Genomic DNA, 14,885 nt, shown 5'->3' with positions numbered 1-14,885 from the left:
CGCTTTTGTGGGCGTCCTTGCGTCAGAAGGTGAATGATGAGGGCATTTCTGTTTCCGGGGCAGGGTAGCCAGTCGGTTGGCATGGGCAAGGCGTTGGCCGGAGCGAGCCCGGCGGCGAAGGAACTGTTTCAGGAGGTCGATGACGCCCTGTCGCAACATTTGTTCCGCATTATGGTGGAAGGTCCGGAAAGCGACCTCACCCTCACGGAAAACGCGCAGCCCGCAATCATGGCGAACGCCCTGGCAACGCTGCGCGTGATGCAGAAGGAAGGCGGCTTCTCGCTGGCGGAAAAGGGCGATTTCGTCGCTGGCCACAGCCTTGGCGAATATAGCGCGCTGTGTGCCGTCGAAGCGTTCGACATCGGCACGACTGCGCGCCTCCTTAAGTTGCGCGGCCAGGCAATGCAGGCTGCGGTTCCCGTGGGGGAGGGTGCGATGGCGGCCCTGCTCGGCGCCGACATCGAAAAGGCGCAGGCCTTGGCCGATGCAGCCGCGGAAGGTGAAGTCTGCACCGTCGCGAACGATAATGACCCGACCCAGGTGGTGATTTCCGGACATCGCGGCGCGATCGAGCGCGCGGTCGCTTTGGTAAAGGACCATGGCATCAAGCGCGGCGTGCTGCTGCCCGTCTCCGCCCCGTTCCACTGCCCACTGATGCAGCCCGCCGCCGAAGCGATGGAAGAGGCGCTGGCCAAGGCAGCGATCAACACGCCGCTGCTCCCCGTCTATGCCAATGTCCTCGCTGCTCCCATCGCAGACCCCGAAGAGATCAAGCGCCGCCTGGTCGAACAGGTGACCGGCCGCGTCCGCTGGCGCGAATCCGTCGCCGCAATGTGGGACGCAGGCGTCACGGAGTTCGTCGAACTGGGCGGCAAGGTGCTCGGCCCCATGGTCAAGCGCATCGCCCCCGACGCCACCGTGCGCAGCATCGTCACCATGGACGACATCGAAGCCGCGCTCGCTGGTTTTTGAATCACGCGGAGGCGCGGAGACGCGGAGTGGCCTTGATTGAGATCGATAGCATCAGTGGCGATGTCCTGGACATCGCGCTGCGGGTGCATCGCGAACTTGGACCAGGCCTGCTCGAAAGTGTCTATGAAATGATCATGGCGGCTAAACTGGCCGCAATTGGGTATCAGGTCGAACGGCAGCGTCCGATCGACATTGAATATGACGGTTTGAAATTCGAAGCGGCGTTCCGGATCGATCTGCTCGTCGGTGGGCGTTTGCTGGTGGAAATTAAATCAACGGAACGGTTGAGCCCCGCCCATGGCAAGCAGTTGCTAACTTATCTGCGTCTGACGCGGCAGCCTGTCGGGCTGCTTATCAATTTTGGCGGCGCCACGCTAAAGGAGGGAGTGAAGCGTGTAGTCAATGACTATCGCCCCTCCGCGTCTCCGCGCCTCCGCGTGAACCAAAATGGAGAATGACATGTTCGATCTGACAGGCATGACCGCGCTGGTGACGGGCGCTTCGGGTGGCATCGGGTCCGCGATCGCCCGGTCGCTGGCGGCTCAGGGCGCGACGCTTGCGCTTTCCGGCAGCAATGAGGAAAAGCTCAAGGCTTTCGCGGCGGAGCTGGGCGGGGATCATAAGACACTGGTCTGCAACCTGTCCGATCCCGCGGCAGTCGATGGCTTGGTCGCGCAGGCCGTGGAAGCGCTGGGCGGCAAGATCGACATTCTCGTCAACAATGCGGGCATCACCCGCGACAACCTCATCATGCGGATGAAGGATGATGAATGGTCGGACGTCATCTCGGTCAATCTGGAAGCCGCGTTCCGCCTTGCTCGCGCGGCCGCCAAGCCGATGATGAAGGCACGCTTCGGCCGCATCATCTCGATCACCTCGGTCGTCGGCGTCACCGGCAATCCGGGGCAAGCCAATTATGCCGCGTCGAAGGCAGGCATCATCGGCATGTCCAAGTCGCTTGGCCAGGAACTGGCGAGCCGGGGCATCACCGTCAACTGCGTGGCGCCCGGCTTTATCCGTTCGGCCATGACCGACGCGCTCAATGACGCGCAGAAGGGCGCCATCCTGCAGAAAATCCCCGCAGGCGACCTCGGCAACGGCGAAGATATCGGCGCCGCCGTCGTCTATCTCGCCAGCCGCGAGGCGGGGTACGTCACCGGCCAGACGCTGCATGTCAATGGCGGCATGGCGATGATCTGAACCTTTCAAGGGGGCCTGGAAGCGGACGCTCATCCGTCGCAATTGGACGGTCTTGTACCATTCAGGCGCAAGGAAGGGCGTAAATCATGCGTTTCGATCTTTTCTTGCCTCTTGCCTCTGCCGGGCCTTGCCTCTAGGGCATGCCTTAACAAATATTCACAACCTCAACGATACCCAGTAAAAAGGACCACTCATGAGTGAGACCGCGGATCGCGTTAAGAAAATCGTCGTCGAACATCTGGGCGTCGAAGCCGAAAAGGTGACCGAGGATGCAAGCTTCATCGATGATCTGGGCGCAGACAGCCTCGACATCGTTGAGCTGGTGATGGCGTTCGAAGAAGAATTCGGCGTGGAAATTCCTGACGACGCGGCTGAGAAGATCGGCACCGTCAAGGACGCGATCGATTATATCGACAGCAAGCAGTAAGAATGTCGCGCGGCTGACCGGGGGGTTGGCTGCCTGACGTTTTTGAAGGAAATGGCTCCTCCTGTCCGGCGAATCCGGTCTTGGGGAGCCTTTTCGTATCTGGCCTACCGTTCACAAGCGCTCTCGAAGCAGCTAAGGAGCGGCCCAAACCTATGAAGATTTTCGGAGCAGATATATGCGTCGCGTAGTCGTAACCGGCCTCGGCATGGTGAGCCCGCTTGGCGGGGATGTCGAAACCACCTGGAAGAACATCCTCGCGTCGAAGTCCGGCGCGGCGACGATCGCGCGCTTCGACGCCAGCGAATATAAGTGCCGCATCGCCTGCGAAGTGAAGCCCGCGGACCATGAATATGGCTATGATCCGAACCTGGACGTCGATCACAAGATCCAGCGTCAGGTCGATCCTTTCATCGTCTACGGCATTTCCGCCGCTAGCCAGGCGCTGCGCGACGCGGGGCTCGACAATATGAGCGAGGAAGAGCGTCTGCGTGCCGGTTGCTCCATCGGTTCGGGCATCGGCGGCCTGCCGGGCATCGAAAGCGAATCGCTGGTGCTGGCGAACAAAGGCCCCGGCCGCGTGTCGCCGCACTTCGTCCATGGACGCCTCATCAACCTGATTTCGGGGCAGGTTTCGATCAAATACGGCCTCATGGGTCCGAACCACGCCGTCGTCACTGCCTGCTCGACCGGCGCGCACTCGATCGGCGACGCCGCGCGCATGATCGCGATGGATGACGCCGACGTCATGCTGGCGGGCGGCGCGGAAAGCGCGATCTGCCCCATCGGCATCGCCGGTTTCGCCCAGGCGCGCGCTCTTTCGACCGCCTTCAACGACACGCCGGAAAAGGCGAGCCGCCCCTATGACGTCAACCGTGACGGCTTCGTCATGGGCGAAGGCGCAGGCGTCGTCGTGCTCGAAGAATATGAGCATGCCAAGAAGCGCGGCGCGCATATCTATGCCGAAGTCATCGGCTACGGCCTTTCAGGCGACGCTTACCACGTCACCGCCCCCCATCCGGAGGGCAATGGCGGCTATCGCTCAATGGAAATGGCGCTCAAGAAGTCGGGTCTCAGCCTTGCCGACATCGACTATGTGAACGCGCACGGCACCTCGACCCCGCTCGGCGACGAGCTGGAGCTGGGCGCGGTCAAGCGGCTGTTCGGCGACAATATCTCGACCATGTCGATGAGCAGCACCAAGTCCGCCATCGGCCACTTGCTGGGCGGCGCGGGCGCTGTGGAAAGCATCTTCTGCATCCTCGCCATCCGTGACCAGATCGTGCCGCCGACGCTCAACCTCGACGAACCGAGCGAAAGCTGTGCGGGCGTCGATCTCGTCCCCCATGTGGCGAAGGAGCGGAAGGTGCGTGCCGTCCTCAACAACAGCTTCGGCTTCGGCGGCACCAACGCCTCGCTCATCATGAAGGCGATCTGAGGACAGGGCCATGCGGCGGTTCGGGCTGGTTATCCTAGCGATCGGCCTGGCCGTCGCCGCCTTTGTGGCGTTTCGCTTCGTCTATGGCTGGACCGAAGCGGGGCCTGCGCCACGCGACATAAGCGTCGTCGTGCCCGATGGCGCCACCGTTGCCGATGCCGCCGTCCTCCTGAAACAGGCGGGCGCGGTGCGTTCCGCAGACGCATTCCTCACCCGCACCAAGGTGTTCGGGCGTGGAAAGTCGATCAAGGCGGGCGAGTTCCTGATTCCCAAAGGCGCGAGCAACGCCGACATTTTCTCGATCCTTCAGGGCGGAAAGACGCTGACCCGACTGGTGACCATACCCGAAGGCATGCCTTCCATCATGGTCCACGAACGGCTGATGGCGAATGAAGAGTTGACTGGCGATGTGCCAGTCCCTGCCGAGGGCAGCGTACTGCCGGACAGCTATGCATTCGACAAAGGCGAAAGCCGCGCCGCTGTGCTGAAGCGCATGCAGGACGCCATGACCCGCGCTCTCGCCAAGCTATGGGCCGAACGCGCGCCCAACAGCGTGGCGAAGTCGCCCAGGGAGGCCATCATCCTCGCCAGCATCGTCGAAAAGGAAACCGCCGTGCCCGCTGAACGGCCCACGGTCGCGGGGGTCTATGGCAACCGCCTGAAAGCCGGGATGATGCTTCAGGCCGACCCGACGATCATCTACCCCATCACCAAGGGCAAACCGCTCGGCCGCCGCATCAAGAAGTCGGAGATCGCCGCGGTCAATGATTATAACACCTATGCCATGACCGGCCTGCCCAAGGGCCCGATCGCCAACCCCGGCAGACTGTCGATCCTCGCTGTTCTGCATCCCGCCGAAACGAAGGCGCTCTATTTCGTCGCTGACGGGAAGGGCGGCCATATCTTTGCCGACACGCTCCAGCAGCATAATGAGAATGTCCGCAAATGGTTCGAAATCCGCCGCGCGCGCGGAGAACTCTAAGGCCCTTTTTGACCCTGATTTCTCGTCATCCCAGCGAAAGCTGGGATCTCGTCGGCTAGGCTGAGTGCAGTCGAGAAGGATGCCAGCCTCCGCGGGCATGACAGCAAATTAAGCGATCGAACGACCGCTATTGAAACTCTCAGAGCTGAGATAGCGCCTACTACACTCACTTCACCGCAAAACGCCCTTGGTACGCAAGCGCGCGGCATAGAGCAACTGCCCCACTGCGATGGCGACGATCACCGCCGGAAACACCGCCGCCCCCGCGCCCTTCACCGCCCATAAATCCGCTCCCAGAAAGCTGTAGCCGAACTGCACCACGACGGCGGCCAGCGACAGCGCGAACAACGCCACCGCCGCCGCCTTCCTCAGCAACAACAGCAGCGCGCCGACCGTCCCTGCACCCACTGCGACCGCGTAAGCAGCCCAGACCCATCCCGGCATTTCTGCAAAGATGCGCGCCGTATAAGGATCGCTTTTCGCCAGAACCGCCAGGTCGGCTCCATATTGCATTGCAAAGGCGGCCACGCCGATCAGATTCCAGATCAGCAGGCCGATTGCGATGATTTTGAAGGATCGCGACGCGCCCATAGGAGTTTCCCCTCTCTCAAATCTTTTGCCACGCGGCAGGGCGACCTTATAGATGCACCCGACCGTGGGAAAGCATGCTGACCGGGAGACGAAGAGATGCTCGGACGTTCCGTACCTGATGTGACGCTGAAAACGCGTGTGCGCGATGAAAGCGTCGGCGGCCCCAATCCTTTCCGCTGGCAGGACATCCAGACCGGCGACCTGTTCAAGGGGAAGCGCGTGGTCGTCTTCTCGCTGCCCGGCGCTTTCACGCCCACCTGTTCCACCGAACAATGCCCGGCCTTCGAACGCTTCTATGATGACTTCAAAGCGCTGGGGGTGGACGATGTCTACTGCATCTCGGTCAATGATGCTTTCGTCATGTACCAATGGGGCAAGCATCTTGGCGTCAAGAATGTGAAGCTGCTGCCAGATGGTTCGGGTGACTTCACGCGGCGCATGGGCATGCTGGTGAAGAAGGATCATCTCGGCTTTGGCGATCGCAGCTGGCGCTACGCGATGGTCGTCGATGATGGTCAGGTGGTCGCCTGGTTCGAAGAACCCGGCATCAATGACATTGGCGAGGACGATGATCCCTACGGCCAATCGAGCCCGGAGCCGGTGCTGGACTGGCTGAAGGAACATCCGGCTGCCTGATGCCGCAGGCGGCGCGCCGATCGTCGTGACGGCGCTCATGGGGGCGGAGGACTTCGCTTGGGCGGATGGCCTCCGCCGCGCCCATTTCCCGCCGGAACGCAACAAGGTGCCCGCCCATATTTCGCTCTTCCACCATCTGCCGCCGTCGCTGCTGCCTGAACTCAGCGACCGCTTGAAAGCCTCATGCGCCGGTCCACCGCCGCTTGGCCTGATAACCGGGATCAGGCTGCTCGGCCGTGGCGTCGCCTTCGACGTGCGCAGTGACGGCCTGCTCGCCATCCGCGACGAACTGGCCGATGCTTTTAGAGGGCTGCTCACCCCACAGGATCAGGCGCGCCCTCGCCTGCACATCACGATCCAGAACAAGGTTGAACCACCTCTCGCCCGTGCCCTCGCCGACCAGTTGAAGGCCGGGTTTCGGCCCCGCCCGCTCCGGATAGCGGGTCTTGCGGCGTGGCATTATCGCGATGACGGTCAATGGAGCCTTGCCAAAAAGGCCAGCTTCCGGTCAGCCCGCTACCTCATATAGTTCCAACGGCAGCGCATCGGGATCAGCGAAGAAGGTAAAGCGCCGTTCCGTATAGGGATCGATCCTGACAGGCTCGCACTCAATCCCTGCCGCTTTGAGCCGCGCGACTTCATCGTCCAGGTCCTGCACGCAAAAAGCCAGGTGCCGCAGCCCGCACGCCTCTGGACGCGTCGGACGGCGGGGAGGGGCGGGAAAAGAGAAAAGCTCGATCTGCGCATTTCCGGCGTCCAGGTCGCATTTCCACGATTGCCGTTCTTCGCGCCACACTTCACGGACGACAGGAAAGCCTAGTATCTCCGTGTAAAAGCGCCGCGATCGCTGATAGTCGGAACAGATGATGGCGATATGGTGGATGCCCCGCATGGCGCGTGCACTAGCATGTTGCACCGGCCGCCGGAACCTTGATCGCCTCGGCTGCGCGGCCTAAACCCCGTCCATGACCCATGCTTCCTATCCGGCGCTCCGTCTGCGCCGCACCCGCGCCGCCGCCTGGACCCGCGCGCTGCACGCCGAAAACCGCTTGCACCCGAGCGACCTCATCTGGCCGCTGTTTGTCACCGAAGGGCAGGGGGAGGAGGAACCGATCTCCTCGCTTCCCGGCGTCTCGCGCTGGTCGGTAGACGGCATCGTCGCCCGCGCCCGGGAAGCGCGCGATGTGGGCATTCCCTGCCTTGCCCTCTTCCCCAATACGCAGGCCGACCGCCGCAGCGATGATGGGGAAGAGGCCCTCAACCCCGACAATCTCATGTGCCGCGCCATCCGCGCGATCAAGGACGCCGTGCCGGACATCGGCATCCTCACCGACGTGGCGCTCGATCCCTATACCGCCCATGGGCAGGACGGCCTGCTAGACGAGCAAGGCTATGTCATCAACGACGCCACCATCGACGTGCTGATCGGCCAGTCCCTCAATCAGGCAGCGGCGGGCGCGGACATCATCGCGCCCAGCGACATGATGGACGGACGCGTCGGCGCGATCCGCGAGGCGCTGGAGGAAGAGGGCCACGCCAATGTCCAGATCATGGCCTATGCCGCCAAATATGCGAGCGCCTTCTACGGCCCGTTCCGCGACGCGGTAGGCTCAAGCGGCCTGCTGAAGGGCGACAAGAAAAGCTATCAGATGGACCCCGCCAATAGCGAGGAAGCCCTGCGCGAAGTCGCGCTAGACCTGGCCGAGGGCGCGGACAGCGTCATGGTGAAGCCGGGTCTCCCCTATCTCGACATCATCGCCCGGGTGAAGGACCGGTTCGAGGTCCCCGTATTCGCCTATCAGGTGTCGGGCGAATATGCGATGATCGAAGCCGCCGTCGCAGCGGGAGTTGGGGATCGCGACGCGCTGGTGCTGGAAACGCTGCTTGCGTTCAAGCGCGCCGGTTGCTCGGGTGTCCTCACCTATCATGCGCTCCACGCCGCGCGCCTGCTTGGAGCCTGACGCCATGCCCGACCATCCGCACGCCGCGCATGCCGATCATCCGGGTGCCACCATCCTGAGCTTTGGCGGCAAGACCCCGGTCATCCATCCCAGCGCCTTCATCGCGCCGGGCGCGCGGATTATCGGCGATGTGGAGATCGGGCCGGACAGCAGCATCTGGTATAATTGCGTCGTGCGCGGAGACGTGAACGCGATCCGAATCGGCGCGCGCACGAACATTCAGGACGGCAGCGTCATCCATTGCGACGGCCCCGATCCCGCAAAGCCGGAAGGCTGGCCCACCATCATCGGCGATGATGTCCTGATCGGCCATATGGCGATGATCCACGGCTGCGACCTCAAGGACCGCGCCTTTGTCGGCCTTGGCGCCGTGGTGATGAACGGCTGCGTTATCGAGAGTGACGCCATGCTGGCCGCCGGGGCGCTGCTATCCCCCAATCGCACGGTGCCTCACCGCCAGCTCTGGACCGGCCGCCCCGCCAAATATGTCCGCGATCTCACCGACGAAGCGCTCATCCGCATGCGGGAGGGCGTTGACCGCTATGTCCACAATGCAAAAGCCCACAAGGGCGCGCTGAAGGCCGACGGCTAACTCTTACCGGGCGGGGCTGATATCAAGGCTGCGCTAGGCGCGCCTTCACCGCGTCGATCCGGTCATTCTGCGAATCCACGATCCCCAGCGCCGCCTTGCGCGCCACGTCGATCTGCTCCACGCCGCCCCGAACCTTGCCCTCGGCCACCGCATTGCTTCGCTCGACATAGAGCGTGTCGAGGCTGGCCAGCGCCGACACGCTATCGTTCCGCGCCGCCTCCAACGCACTGATCGCAAGTTGCGCCGCGACCCACGCCTCGCTCGATACCGCCGCGCCCGCAGCCGACCTTGTTGCGCGGTCCGCCGCAGGCCAGGCCCTGTCGAAGGCCGCGCTTCCCGATTGCGCCTGCGCCGAAAGCCGATCGACCTGCGCCTGCAACGCCGGGTCGGCCTCGACCGGCGCGGGAGCAGCCACGGGCTCCGCAACCGGCGCATTCTCCACCGCCCGCTTGGCGAGCGAAGGATAGCCCGTCAGCGTCTCCGCACAGCCGGAGAGGAACAGGGCGAGGGAGGGCAGCAGCCGGCGCAGGATCATGGCGTTGATCTAGGACGGGAAATCCCGCCGCGCAATGGCGTCAATCATCCTCGTCAGCGGGCCAGTGCCGCCGCCTCGCGCGCCAGCGCCTCGATCTTCGCCCCATCGACCGGCCCCTTGGGCACGACCCAGCTGCCGCCAACGCATTTCACAAAGGGTTCGGCCAGCCATTTCGGCGCATTTTCCGCCGTGATCCCCCCGGTCGGGCAGAAGCGTGCGACATGCAACGGCGCCGCCAGCGCCTTCAACGCAGGCAGCCCGCCCGAAGTCTCCGCTGGGAAAAATTTGAAGTGCGTGAGGCCCAACTCCAGCCCGCGCATGATGTCGCCCGCCGTCGCCGTTCCCGGAAGGAAAGGCACGCGCGCCGCGACCGCTGCCTTGCCCAGCGGCTCGGTGAGGCCCGGGCTGACGATGAACCGCGCGCCTGCCTCCATCGCCGCGTCCAGCTGCGACGGGTTCAGCACCGTTCCAGCACCGACGACCGCACCCTCGACCTTCGCCATCTCGCGAATCACATCCAGCGCGGCGGGTGTGCGCAGCGTCACTTCCAGCGCTGGCAGCCCGCCCTTCACCAAAGCCTGCGCGATCGGCAGCGCATCCTCCACTCGCTCCACCACCAGCACCGGGATGACCGGCGCCAGCTCCATCACTTGTTCAACGCTGAGCGACATCATTTCTTCTCCCGAAAGGCGGCGGCCGCCCCGTAAAGTCCAATCTCTTCATGCACGGCGAGACGAATGGGCACCGTCGCCATCAGGCTTTCGAACCGCCCCTTGGCGGTAAAGCGCCGATGAAAGCCGCTCTGGGGCAGCAATGCGCGCATCCGCTGCGTCAGTCCCCCGGCCAGCACGACCGCGTTCGGCCCCTGCGCCAGCGCCAGGTCGCCGACGACCGAACCATAGCAAAGGCAGAAGCGGTCGAACGCCGCGCGGGCGAACTCGTCCGTCCCGTCGATCGCCGCCTGCCACAATTCCGCATCTTCCATCAGCATCACGCGCTCATGGCCGATGGTCGCCATCGCCTTGTAGATATTGTTGAGCCCCGGCCCCGACACCACCCGCTCGGTCGACACCCGCAGGAACTTGTCGCGCAGATAGGCGAGGATCTTTTCCTCGAGCGTGTCGAGCGGCGCGAAGTCGAGATGCCCACCCTCGGTAGCGATCACATGCGGCTCGCCATCATCGAACGCGATCATCGCGACGCCCAAGCCGGTGCCCGGACCCACCACCGTCACGCCGCCGTCGCGCGGGAAAGGTCGGTCCTGCCCGAAGAGCAGCGGCAGATTGTCGTCGGGAAGGCGCGCGACGGCATGGGCCACGGCCTCGAAATCATTGACGAGCCGCATCTGCTTGAGGCCCAGTTCCTCGTCCAGAGTCTCGGGCCTGATCATCCAGCTGCTGTTGGTCAGCTTGATGACGTCGCGCCCGATCGCGGTGGCAAAGGCGATGGAAGCGGCCTTGGGCAGGTCGCCGCCCTCGTCCCGCACGAATGCGGCCCAGCAGGCCTGCAGGCTTTGAAAGTCGGCGACCTTGTACTTCCGCACCTTGCCCAATGTAGGCACGTTGCGCGCATCGAGCTTCGCACGGGCGAAACGGGCATTTGTGCCGCCGATATCGGCAGCGATGATGTCGGTCATAGGACCACTCCAGTCATGGCGTCATCCCAGCGCAAGCTGGGATCTCGTGAGGCCGGGCCGTGCCCTCTCGCCTGAGATGCAAGCCTGCGCTGGCATGACGGGTGGGGGATTATAGTTCAGTTTCCATCGCCGCCAGGATGGGCGAAGCGCCACTTTCCGCCAGATCGCTATGATGGCGGAACAGCGCGAACAGCTCGCGGCCCGTGTCATAGGGCGGGGGCGGCGGCACGGGCATGTCCCGTGCGTCCCACTCCGCCGCATCGACCAGCGCCTCGATCACGCCCTTGTCGGCGCACACCCGCACCATGTCACCATCGCGCAGCTTGGCGATCGGTCCTCCGCCCAGCGCTTCAGGCGACAGATGGATGGCGGCAGGCACCTTGCCCGAAGCCCCGGACATGCGCCCGTCGGTCACCAGCGCGACGCGAAAACCCCGATCCTGCAACACGCCGAGCGCCGGGGTAAGCTTGTGCAATTCCGGCATGCCGTTCGCGCGCGGCCCTTGGAAACGGACCACCACGACGACATCCCGCTCCAGCTCTCCCGCCTTGAACGCGCGCAGCACATCATCCTGATCATGGAAGACGGCCGCCGGAGCCTCGATGGTCCACCGTTCCTTGTCGACCGCGCTCACCTTCATGACGCAGCGGCCGAGGTTGCCCGCCAGCAGGCGCATGCCGCCATCAGGATTGAACGCACTGGATACCGGCCGCAGGATCGATTCATCGCGCGACACCGGCACGTCGCGCCATTGCAGCGCCTCGTCCTCCAGCACCGGCTCCTTGCCATAATCGGTGAGGTCGGCGCGCGCGACCGTCATGATGTCCCGGTGCAGCAGTCCATTATCCAACAACTCGCGGATGATGAAAGACATGCCGCCAGCGGTATGGAAATTGTTCACGTCGCCCGCGCCATTGGGATAGACCCGCGCCAGCAGCGGCACCACATCGGAAATCTCCGCGAAATCGGTCCAGTCGATGCTGATCCCCGCCGCGCGCGCGATCGCGGGTAGGTGGATGGCATGGTTGGTCGATCCGCCCGTCGCCATCAGGCCGATGATGGCATTGACGATCGCCTTCTCATCGACGCAATGGCCAAGCGGCCGGTAATCGTCGCCATCCCATCCGATGCTGGCAAGCCGATGCACCGCCGCCCGCGTCAGTTCGCTGCGCAGCTTGGTGCCCGGATTGACGAAGGATGCGCAAGGCATGTGCAGCCCCATCACTTCCATCATCATCTGGTTGCTGTTGGCCGTGCCGTAGAAAGTGCAGGTGCCCGCGCCATGATAGCTGGCGCTTTCGGATTCCAGCAGCTCCTCCTTGCCGACCTTGCCCTCGGCATAAAGCTGACGGATGCGCACCTTTTCCTTGTTGGCAAGGCCCGATGGCATGGGCCCGGCGGGGATCAGGATCGTCGGCAGATGCCCGAAACGCAGCGCGCCGATCAGCAGGCCCGGCACGATCTTGTCGCATATGCCCAGCAGCGCCGCGCCCTCGAACATCGCGTGGCTCAGCGACACTGCCGTCGCCAGCGCGATCGTGTCGCGGGAAAATAGCGACAGGTCCATGCCTGCCTGACCCTGCGTCACGCCGTCGCACATGGCTGGGACGCCGCCCGCCACTTGAGCCGTCGCGCCGACCTCGCGCGCCGCGATCTTGATCGCTTCGGGATAGCGCCCATAGGGCTGATGCGCGGACAGCATGTCATTGTAAGCGGTGACGATGCCGATGTTCATCGCCGCGCCCGTGCGGATCACCGGCTTGTCCTCGCCGCTCGCCGCAAAGCCATGGGCAAGGTTGCCGCATGACAGTTGCGCACGGTTGGTCCCGGCGTCACGGCCACGTTCGATCAGGTCGAGATATTGGCGGCGGCGCGGCGCGCTCCGCTTCACGATGCGTTCGGTGACCTTCGCGATCACCGGATGAAGGTCAGTCATGCCAGCTGGCTCCGTCTCGTTCAATCAGGGCAATGGCCGAAGACGGCCCCCAGTTCCCCGAAGCATAGGGCGATGGCTTCACCCCTGCTTCCTTCCAGCCGTCGATGATGGAATCGATCCATGTCCACTGCGCTTCGACCTCGTCCCGGCGCACGAACAGCGTCTGGTCTCCCGCCAGCAGGTCCAGGATCAGCCGCTCATAGGCGATACGCCGCCGCTGCCCGGCGAAGGCGGCGGTCAGCGACACGTCCAGCGTCACCTCCTCCAGATGCACTTCGCGCTCCAGCCCCGGCCTTTTGCTCATGATCAGCAGGCGGATATATTCCTCGGGCTGAAGGCGGATGATCAACGTATTGGGCTCCAGCCCTCCAGCGCGGCCAAAGATCGAATGGCGCACCGGCTTGAACTGGATCTGGATTTCCGATTGGCGCGCAGGCATCCGCTTGCCTGTGCGGAGGTAGAAGGGCACGCCCTGCCAGCGCCAATTGTCTATATGGGCTTTCAGCGCCACAAAGGTTTCGGTGTCGGACGGCTGCCCCAATTCGTCACTATATCCGGTCACGATCTCGCCGCCGACCGCGCCTGGCGAATATTGCCCGCGCACGCTGTTGGTCTTCACCGTCTCCGCCGTCATCGGGCGCAGCGAGCGCAGCACCTTCACCTTCTCGTCGCGCACGGCGGTCGGGTCCATGCGGGCAGGGGGCTCCATCGCGATGATCGACAGGATTTGCAGCACATGGTTCTGCACCATGTCACGCAGCGCGCCCACGCCGTCATAGTAGGACACACGGCCTTCCAGTCCCACCGTCTCGCCAACGGTGATCTGCACATGGTCGATCGCCGTCGCGTTCCACAGCGGCTCGAACATCACATTGCCAAATCGCAGGGCGAGCAAATTCTGAACTGTCTCCTTGCCCAGATAATGGTCGACCCGGAAAATCTGGCTCTCGTCGAACAGCGCGCCGATGCCGTCATTGACCTCTTTCGACGAAGCGAGGTCTTTGCCGATCGGCTTTTCCATCGCGATCCGCGTCGTCGGCGTGATCAGTCCCGCCTCGGCCAGCCCCTGCGCCGTGGGCGCGAAGAGGGAAGGGGGCGTCGACAGATAGACCGACAGCCCGCGCTCCGCCCGTCCGTCGAGCCGCTCCGCCAGCTTCCTGAATTGCTCCGGCTTCCCCGCCTCGACCGGCTGATAGCCGATCATCGCCTTCAGCCGCGCCGCGACTTCCGCGTCATAGCGATCAGCGCCGACGAACTTTTGCAGCGCCTTGTCGATGTCGGCCCGGAACGCCTCGTCATCCATCTCCGTGCGGCCGGACGCGACGATCATGAAGTCATCGGGCAGCAAGCCGTCGCTCAGCAGATTGTAGAGCGAGGGAAATATCATGCGGTGCGCCAGATCGCCGGTGGCACCAAAAAGCAGGAATGTGGCAGACGGATCGGTCAAAGGATGCCCTTTTCCGTTTGGAGGAATTGTTCAGGTCTGCACGAAACGGTCCTATAGCGGTCCGGTTTCGTTACGCAAGCAGGCTATCGGCGCACAGCCGCCCCTGCAACCGCCCGGCAGACTTATCCTGCACCTGGTCTGATTTTTGTCTGGACGCTGCCAGCTGATTTTGCCATTTGGCGCGGGCAGGCCATGCATGCGGGCGTGGTGAAACTGGTAGACGCGCCGGACTCAAAATCCGGTTCCGAAAGGAGTGTCGGTTCGATTCCGACCGCCCGCACCACCCTCCATATAGTGGGAAAAGAAAGACCCGGCAGCATGAAGCCGCCGGGCCAAGGGGGGCTTTCACCAGGTAAAAGCCTCGGGTCGCGCGGCTTCCCTAGCGCAAAAAGATGACAATTCCAGTTAATCGGCGGCGGTCGATCCGTAATGGATCAAACAACGTCGGATGGCCGGCCAACATTCACGTTGCCGTTTTGAGCAGAGGCCCCCACAGCTTCGCGTTATGAACAACTTCACGTCATGCCAGCGAAAG

17 protein-coding genes and 1 tRNA gene are annotated in these 14,885 nt (G+C 63.5%); 11 read left to right on the top strand and 7 right to left on the bottom strand.

Annotated elements, in window-relative coordinates; translation table 11 throughout:
- Nucleotides 1-36: 36 nt before the first annotated feature.
- The 6 genes from fabD to mltG all read left to right on the top strand — a co-directional run bounded on the left by fabD (nucleotide 37) and on the right by mltG (nucleotide 5,016).
- On the top strand, nucleotides 37-972 hold the full coding sequence (gene fabD, locus NCHOL11_RS08120) for an ACP S-malonyltransferase (RefSeq protein ID WP_097092823.1): 936 nt from the start codon (nucleotides 37-39) through the stop codon (nucleotides 970-972).
- A 32-nt stretch (nucleotides 973-1,004) separates the two neighbouring features.
- Nucleotides 1,005-1,430, top strand: coding sequence for a GxxExxY protein (locus NCHOL11_RS08115; RefSeq protein ID WP_097092822.1), 426 nt, complete (start codon nucleotides 1,005-1,007; stop codon nucleotides 1,428-1,430).
- 1 nt (nucleotide 1,431) lies between these two features.
- Nucleotides 1,432-2,172, top strand: a complete 741-nt coding sequence (gene fabG, locus NCHOL11_RS08110) for a 3-oxoacyl-[acyl-carrier-protein] reductase (protein WP_097092821.1) — start codon at nucleotides 1,432-1,434, stop codon at nucleotides 2,170-2,172.
- 193 nt (nucleotides 2,173-2,365) lie between these two features.
- Entirely contained in the window at nucleotides 2,366-2,599 is a 234-nt protein-coding gene (locus tag NCHOL11_RS08105) for an acyl carrier protein (RefSeq protein ID WP_006950224.1), read from the top strand.
- Nucleotides 2,600-2,774: 175 nt separating this feature from the next.
- Complete coding sequence (gene fabF / locus NCHOL11_RS08100; RefSeq protein WP_097091865.1) at nucleotides 2,775-4,034, top strand: beta-ketoacyl-ACP synthase II; 1,260 nt, start codon at nucleotides 2,775-2,777, stop codon at nucleotides 4,032-4,034.
- Between the two features lie 10 nt (nucleotides 4,035-4,044).
- Nucleotides 4,045-5,016, top strand: a complete 972-nt coding sequence (mltG, locus tag NCHOL11_RS08095) for an endolytic transglycosylase MltG (RefSeq protein WP_097091864.1) — start codon at nucleotides 4,045-4,047, stop codon at nucleotides 5,014-5,016.
- Nucleotides 5,017-5,187: 171 nt separating this feature from the next.
- Here the strand turns inward: mltG and NCHOL11_RS08090 are convergent, their stop codons facing one another.
- Complete coding sequence (locus NCHOL11_RS08090) at nucleotides 5,188-5,607, bottom strand: sugar transporter (RefSeq protein WP_097091863.1); 420 nt, start codon at nucleotides 5,605-5,607, stop codon at nucleotides 5,188-5,190.
- Nucleotides 5,608-5,703: 96 nt separating this feature from the next.
- Here NCHOL11_RS08090 and NCHOL11_RS08085 point away from each other — a divergent pair, with 96 nt between their 5' ends.
- Both NCHOL11_RS08085 and NCHOL11_RS08080 read left to right on the top strand, forming a co-directional pair.
- Nucleotides 5,704-6,243, top strand: coding sequence for a peroxiredoxin (locus tag NCHOL11_RS08085; protein WP_097091862.1), 540 nt, complete (start codon nucleotides 5,704-5,706; stop codon nucleotides 6,241-6,243).
- A 37-nt stretch (nucleotides 6,244-6,280) separates the two neighbouring features.
- Entirely contained in the window at nucleotides 6,281-6,772 is a 492-nt protein-coding gene (locus NCHOL11_RS08080; protein WP_097091861.1) for a 2'-5' RNA ligase family protein, read from the top strand.
- Here the strand turns inward: NCHOL11_RS08080 and gloA2 are convergent.
- The gene (gene gloA2, locus NCHOL11_RS08075) at nucleotides 6,752-7,135 is read right to left on the bottom strand and encodes an SMU1112c/YaeR family gloxylase I-like metalloprotein (RefSeq protein ID WP_097091860.1); all 384 of its coding nucleotides are present in this window, start codon (nucleotides 7,133-7,135) and stop codon (nucleotides 6,752-6,754) included. The genes NCHOL11_RS08080 and gloA2 overlap by 21 nt on opposite strands.
- Before the next feature lie 73 nt (nucleotides 7,136-7,208).
- Between gloA2 and hemB the strand changes: the two genes are divergently transcribed.
- Nucleotides 7,209-8,204: a porphobilinogen synthase gene (hemB, locus tag NCHOL11_RS08070; RefSeq protein WP_097091859.1), complete on the top strand. Its 996-nt coding sequence runs from the start codon at nucleotides 7,209-7,211 to the stop codon at nucleotides 8,202-8,204.
- A gap of 4 nt (nucleotides 8,205-8,208) precedes the next feature.
- Nucleotides 8,209-8,796, top strand: a complete 588-nt coding sequence (locus NCHOL11_RS08065) for a gamma carbonic anhydrase family protein (RefSeq protein ID WP_097092820.1) — start codon at nucleotides 8,209-8,211, stop codon at nucleotides 8,794-8,796.
- A 22-nt stretch (nucleotides 8,797-8,818) separates the two neighbouring features.
- Here NCHOL11_RS08065 and NCHOL11_RS08060 read toward each other — a convergent pair whose 3' ends face one another.
- The 5 genes from NCHOL11_RS08060 to zwf form a co-directional block, all read right to left on the bottom strand.
- Nucleotides 8,819-9,331: a hypothetical protein gene (locus NCHOL11_RS08060; RefSeq protein WP_097091858.1), complete on the bottom strand. Its 513-nt coding sequence runs from the start codon at nucleotides 9,329-9,331 to the stop codon at nucleotides 8,819-8,821.
- A 53-nt stretch (nucleotides 9,332-9,384) separates the two neighbouring features.
- Complete coding sequence (gene eda, locus NCHOL11_RS08055; protein ID WP_097091857.1) at nucleotides 9,385-10,002, bottom strand: bifunctional 4-hydroxy-2-oxoglutarate aldolase/2-dehydro-3-deoxy-phosphogluconate aldolase; 618 nt, start codon at nucleotides 10,000-10,002, stop codon at nucleotides 9,385-9,387.
- A complete protein-coding gene (gene glk, locus NCHOL11_RS08050; RefSeq protein ID WP_097091856.1) occupies nucleotides 10,002-10,967 on the bottom strand; it encodes a glucokinase in 966 nt (321 codons plus the stop codon). Before glk ends, eda begins: the two co-directional genes overlap by 1 nt.
- A gap of 109 nt (nucleotides 10,968-11,076) precedes the next feature.
- Nucleotides 11,077-12,903 carry a phosphogluconate dehydratase gene (gene edd, locus NCHOL11_RS08045; RefSeq protein ID WP_097091855.1) on the bottom strand — a complete coding sequence of 609 codons (1,827 nt, stop codon included), beginning with the start codon at nucleotides 12,901-12,903 and terminating at the stop codon, nucleotides 11,077-11,079.
- Nucleotides 12,896-14,350: a glucose-6-phosphate dehydrogenase gene (zwf, locus tag NCHOL11_RS08040; protein WP_097091854.1), complete on the bottom strand. Its 1,455-nt coding sequence runs from the start codon at nucleotides 14,348-14,350 to the stop codon at nucleotides 12,896-12,898. The genes edd and zwf overlap by 8 nt, the downstream gene beginning before the upstream one ends.
- Nucleotides 14,351-14,548: 198 nt before the next feature.
- Here zwf and NCHOL11_RS08035 point away from each other — a divergent pair.
- A tRNA-Leu gene (locus tag NCHOL11_RS08035) sits at nucleotides 14,549-14,633 on the top strand.
- The last annotated feature ends 252 nt before the right edge of the window (nucleotides 14,634-14,885 follow it).

The sequence above is a fragment of the Novosphingobium sp. Chol11 genome (assembly GCF_900218065.1).
Taxonomy (GTDB): Bacteria; Pseudomonadota; Alphaproteobacteria; order Sphingomonadales; family Sphingomonadaceae; genus Sphingobium; species Sphingobium agri.
The sequence above is the reverse complement of the archived record's forward strand: the minus strand, read 5'-3'. Positions and strand labels throughout refer to the sequence as shown.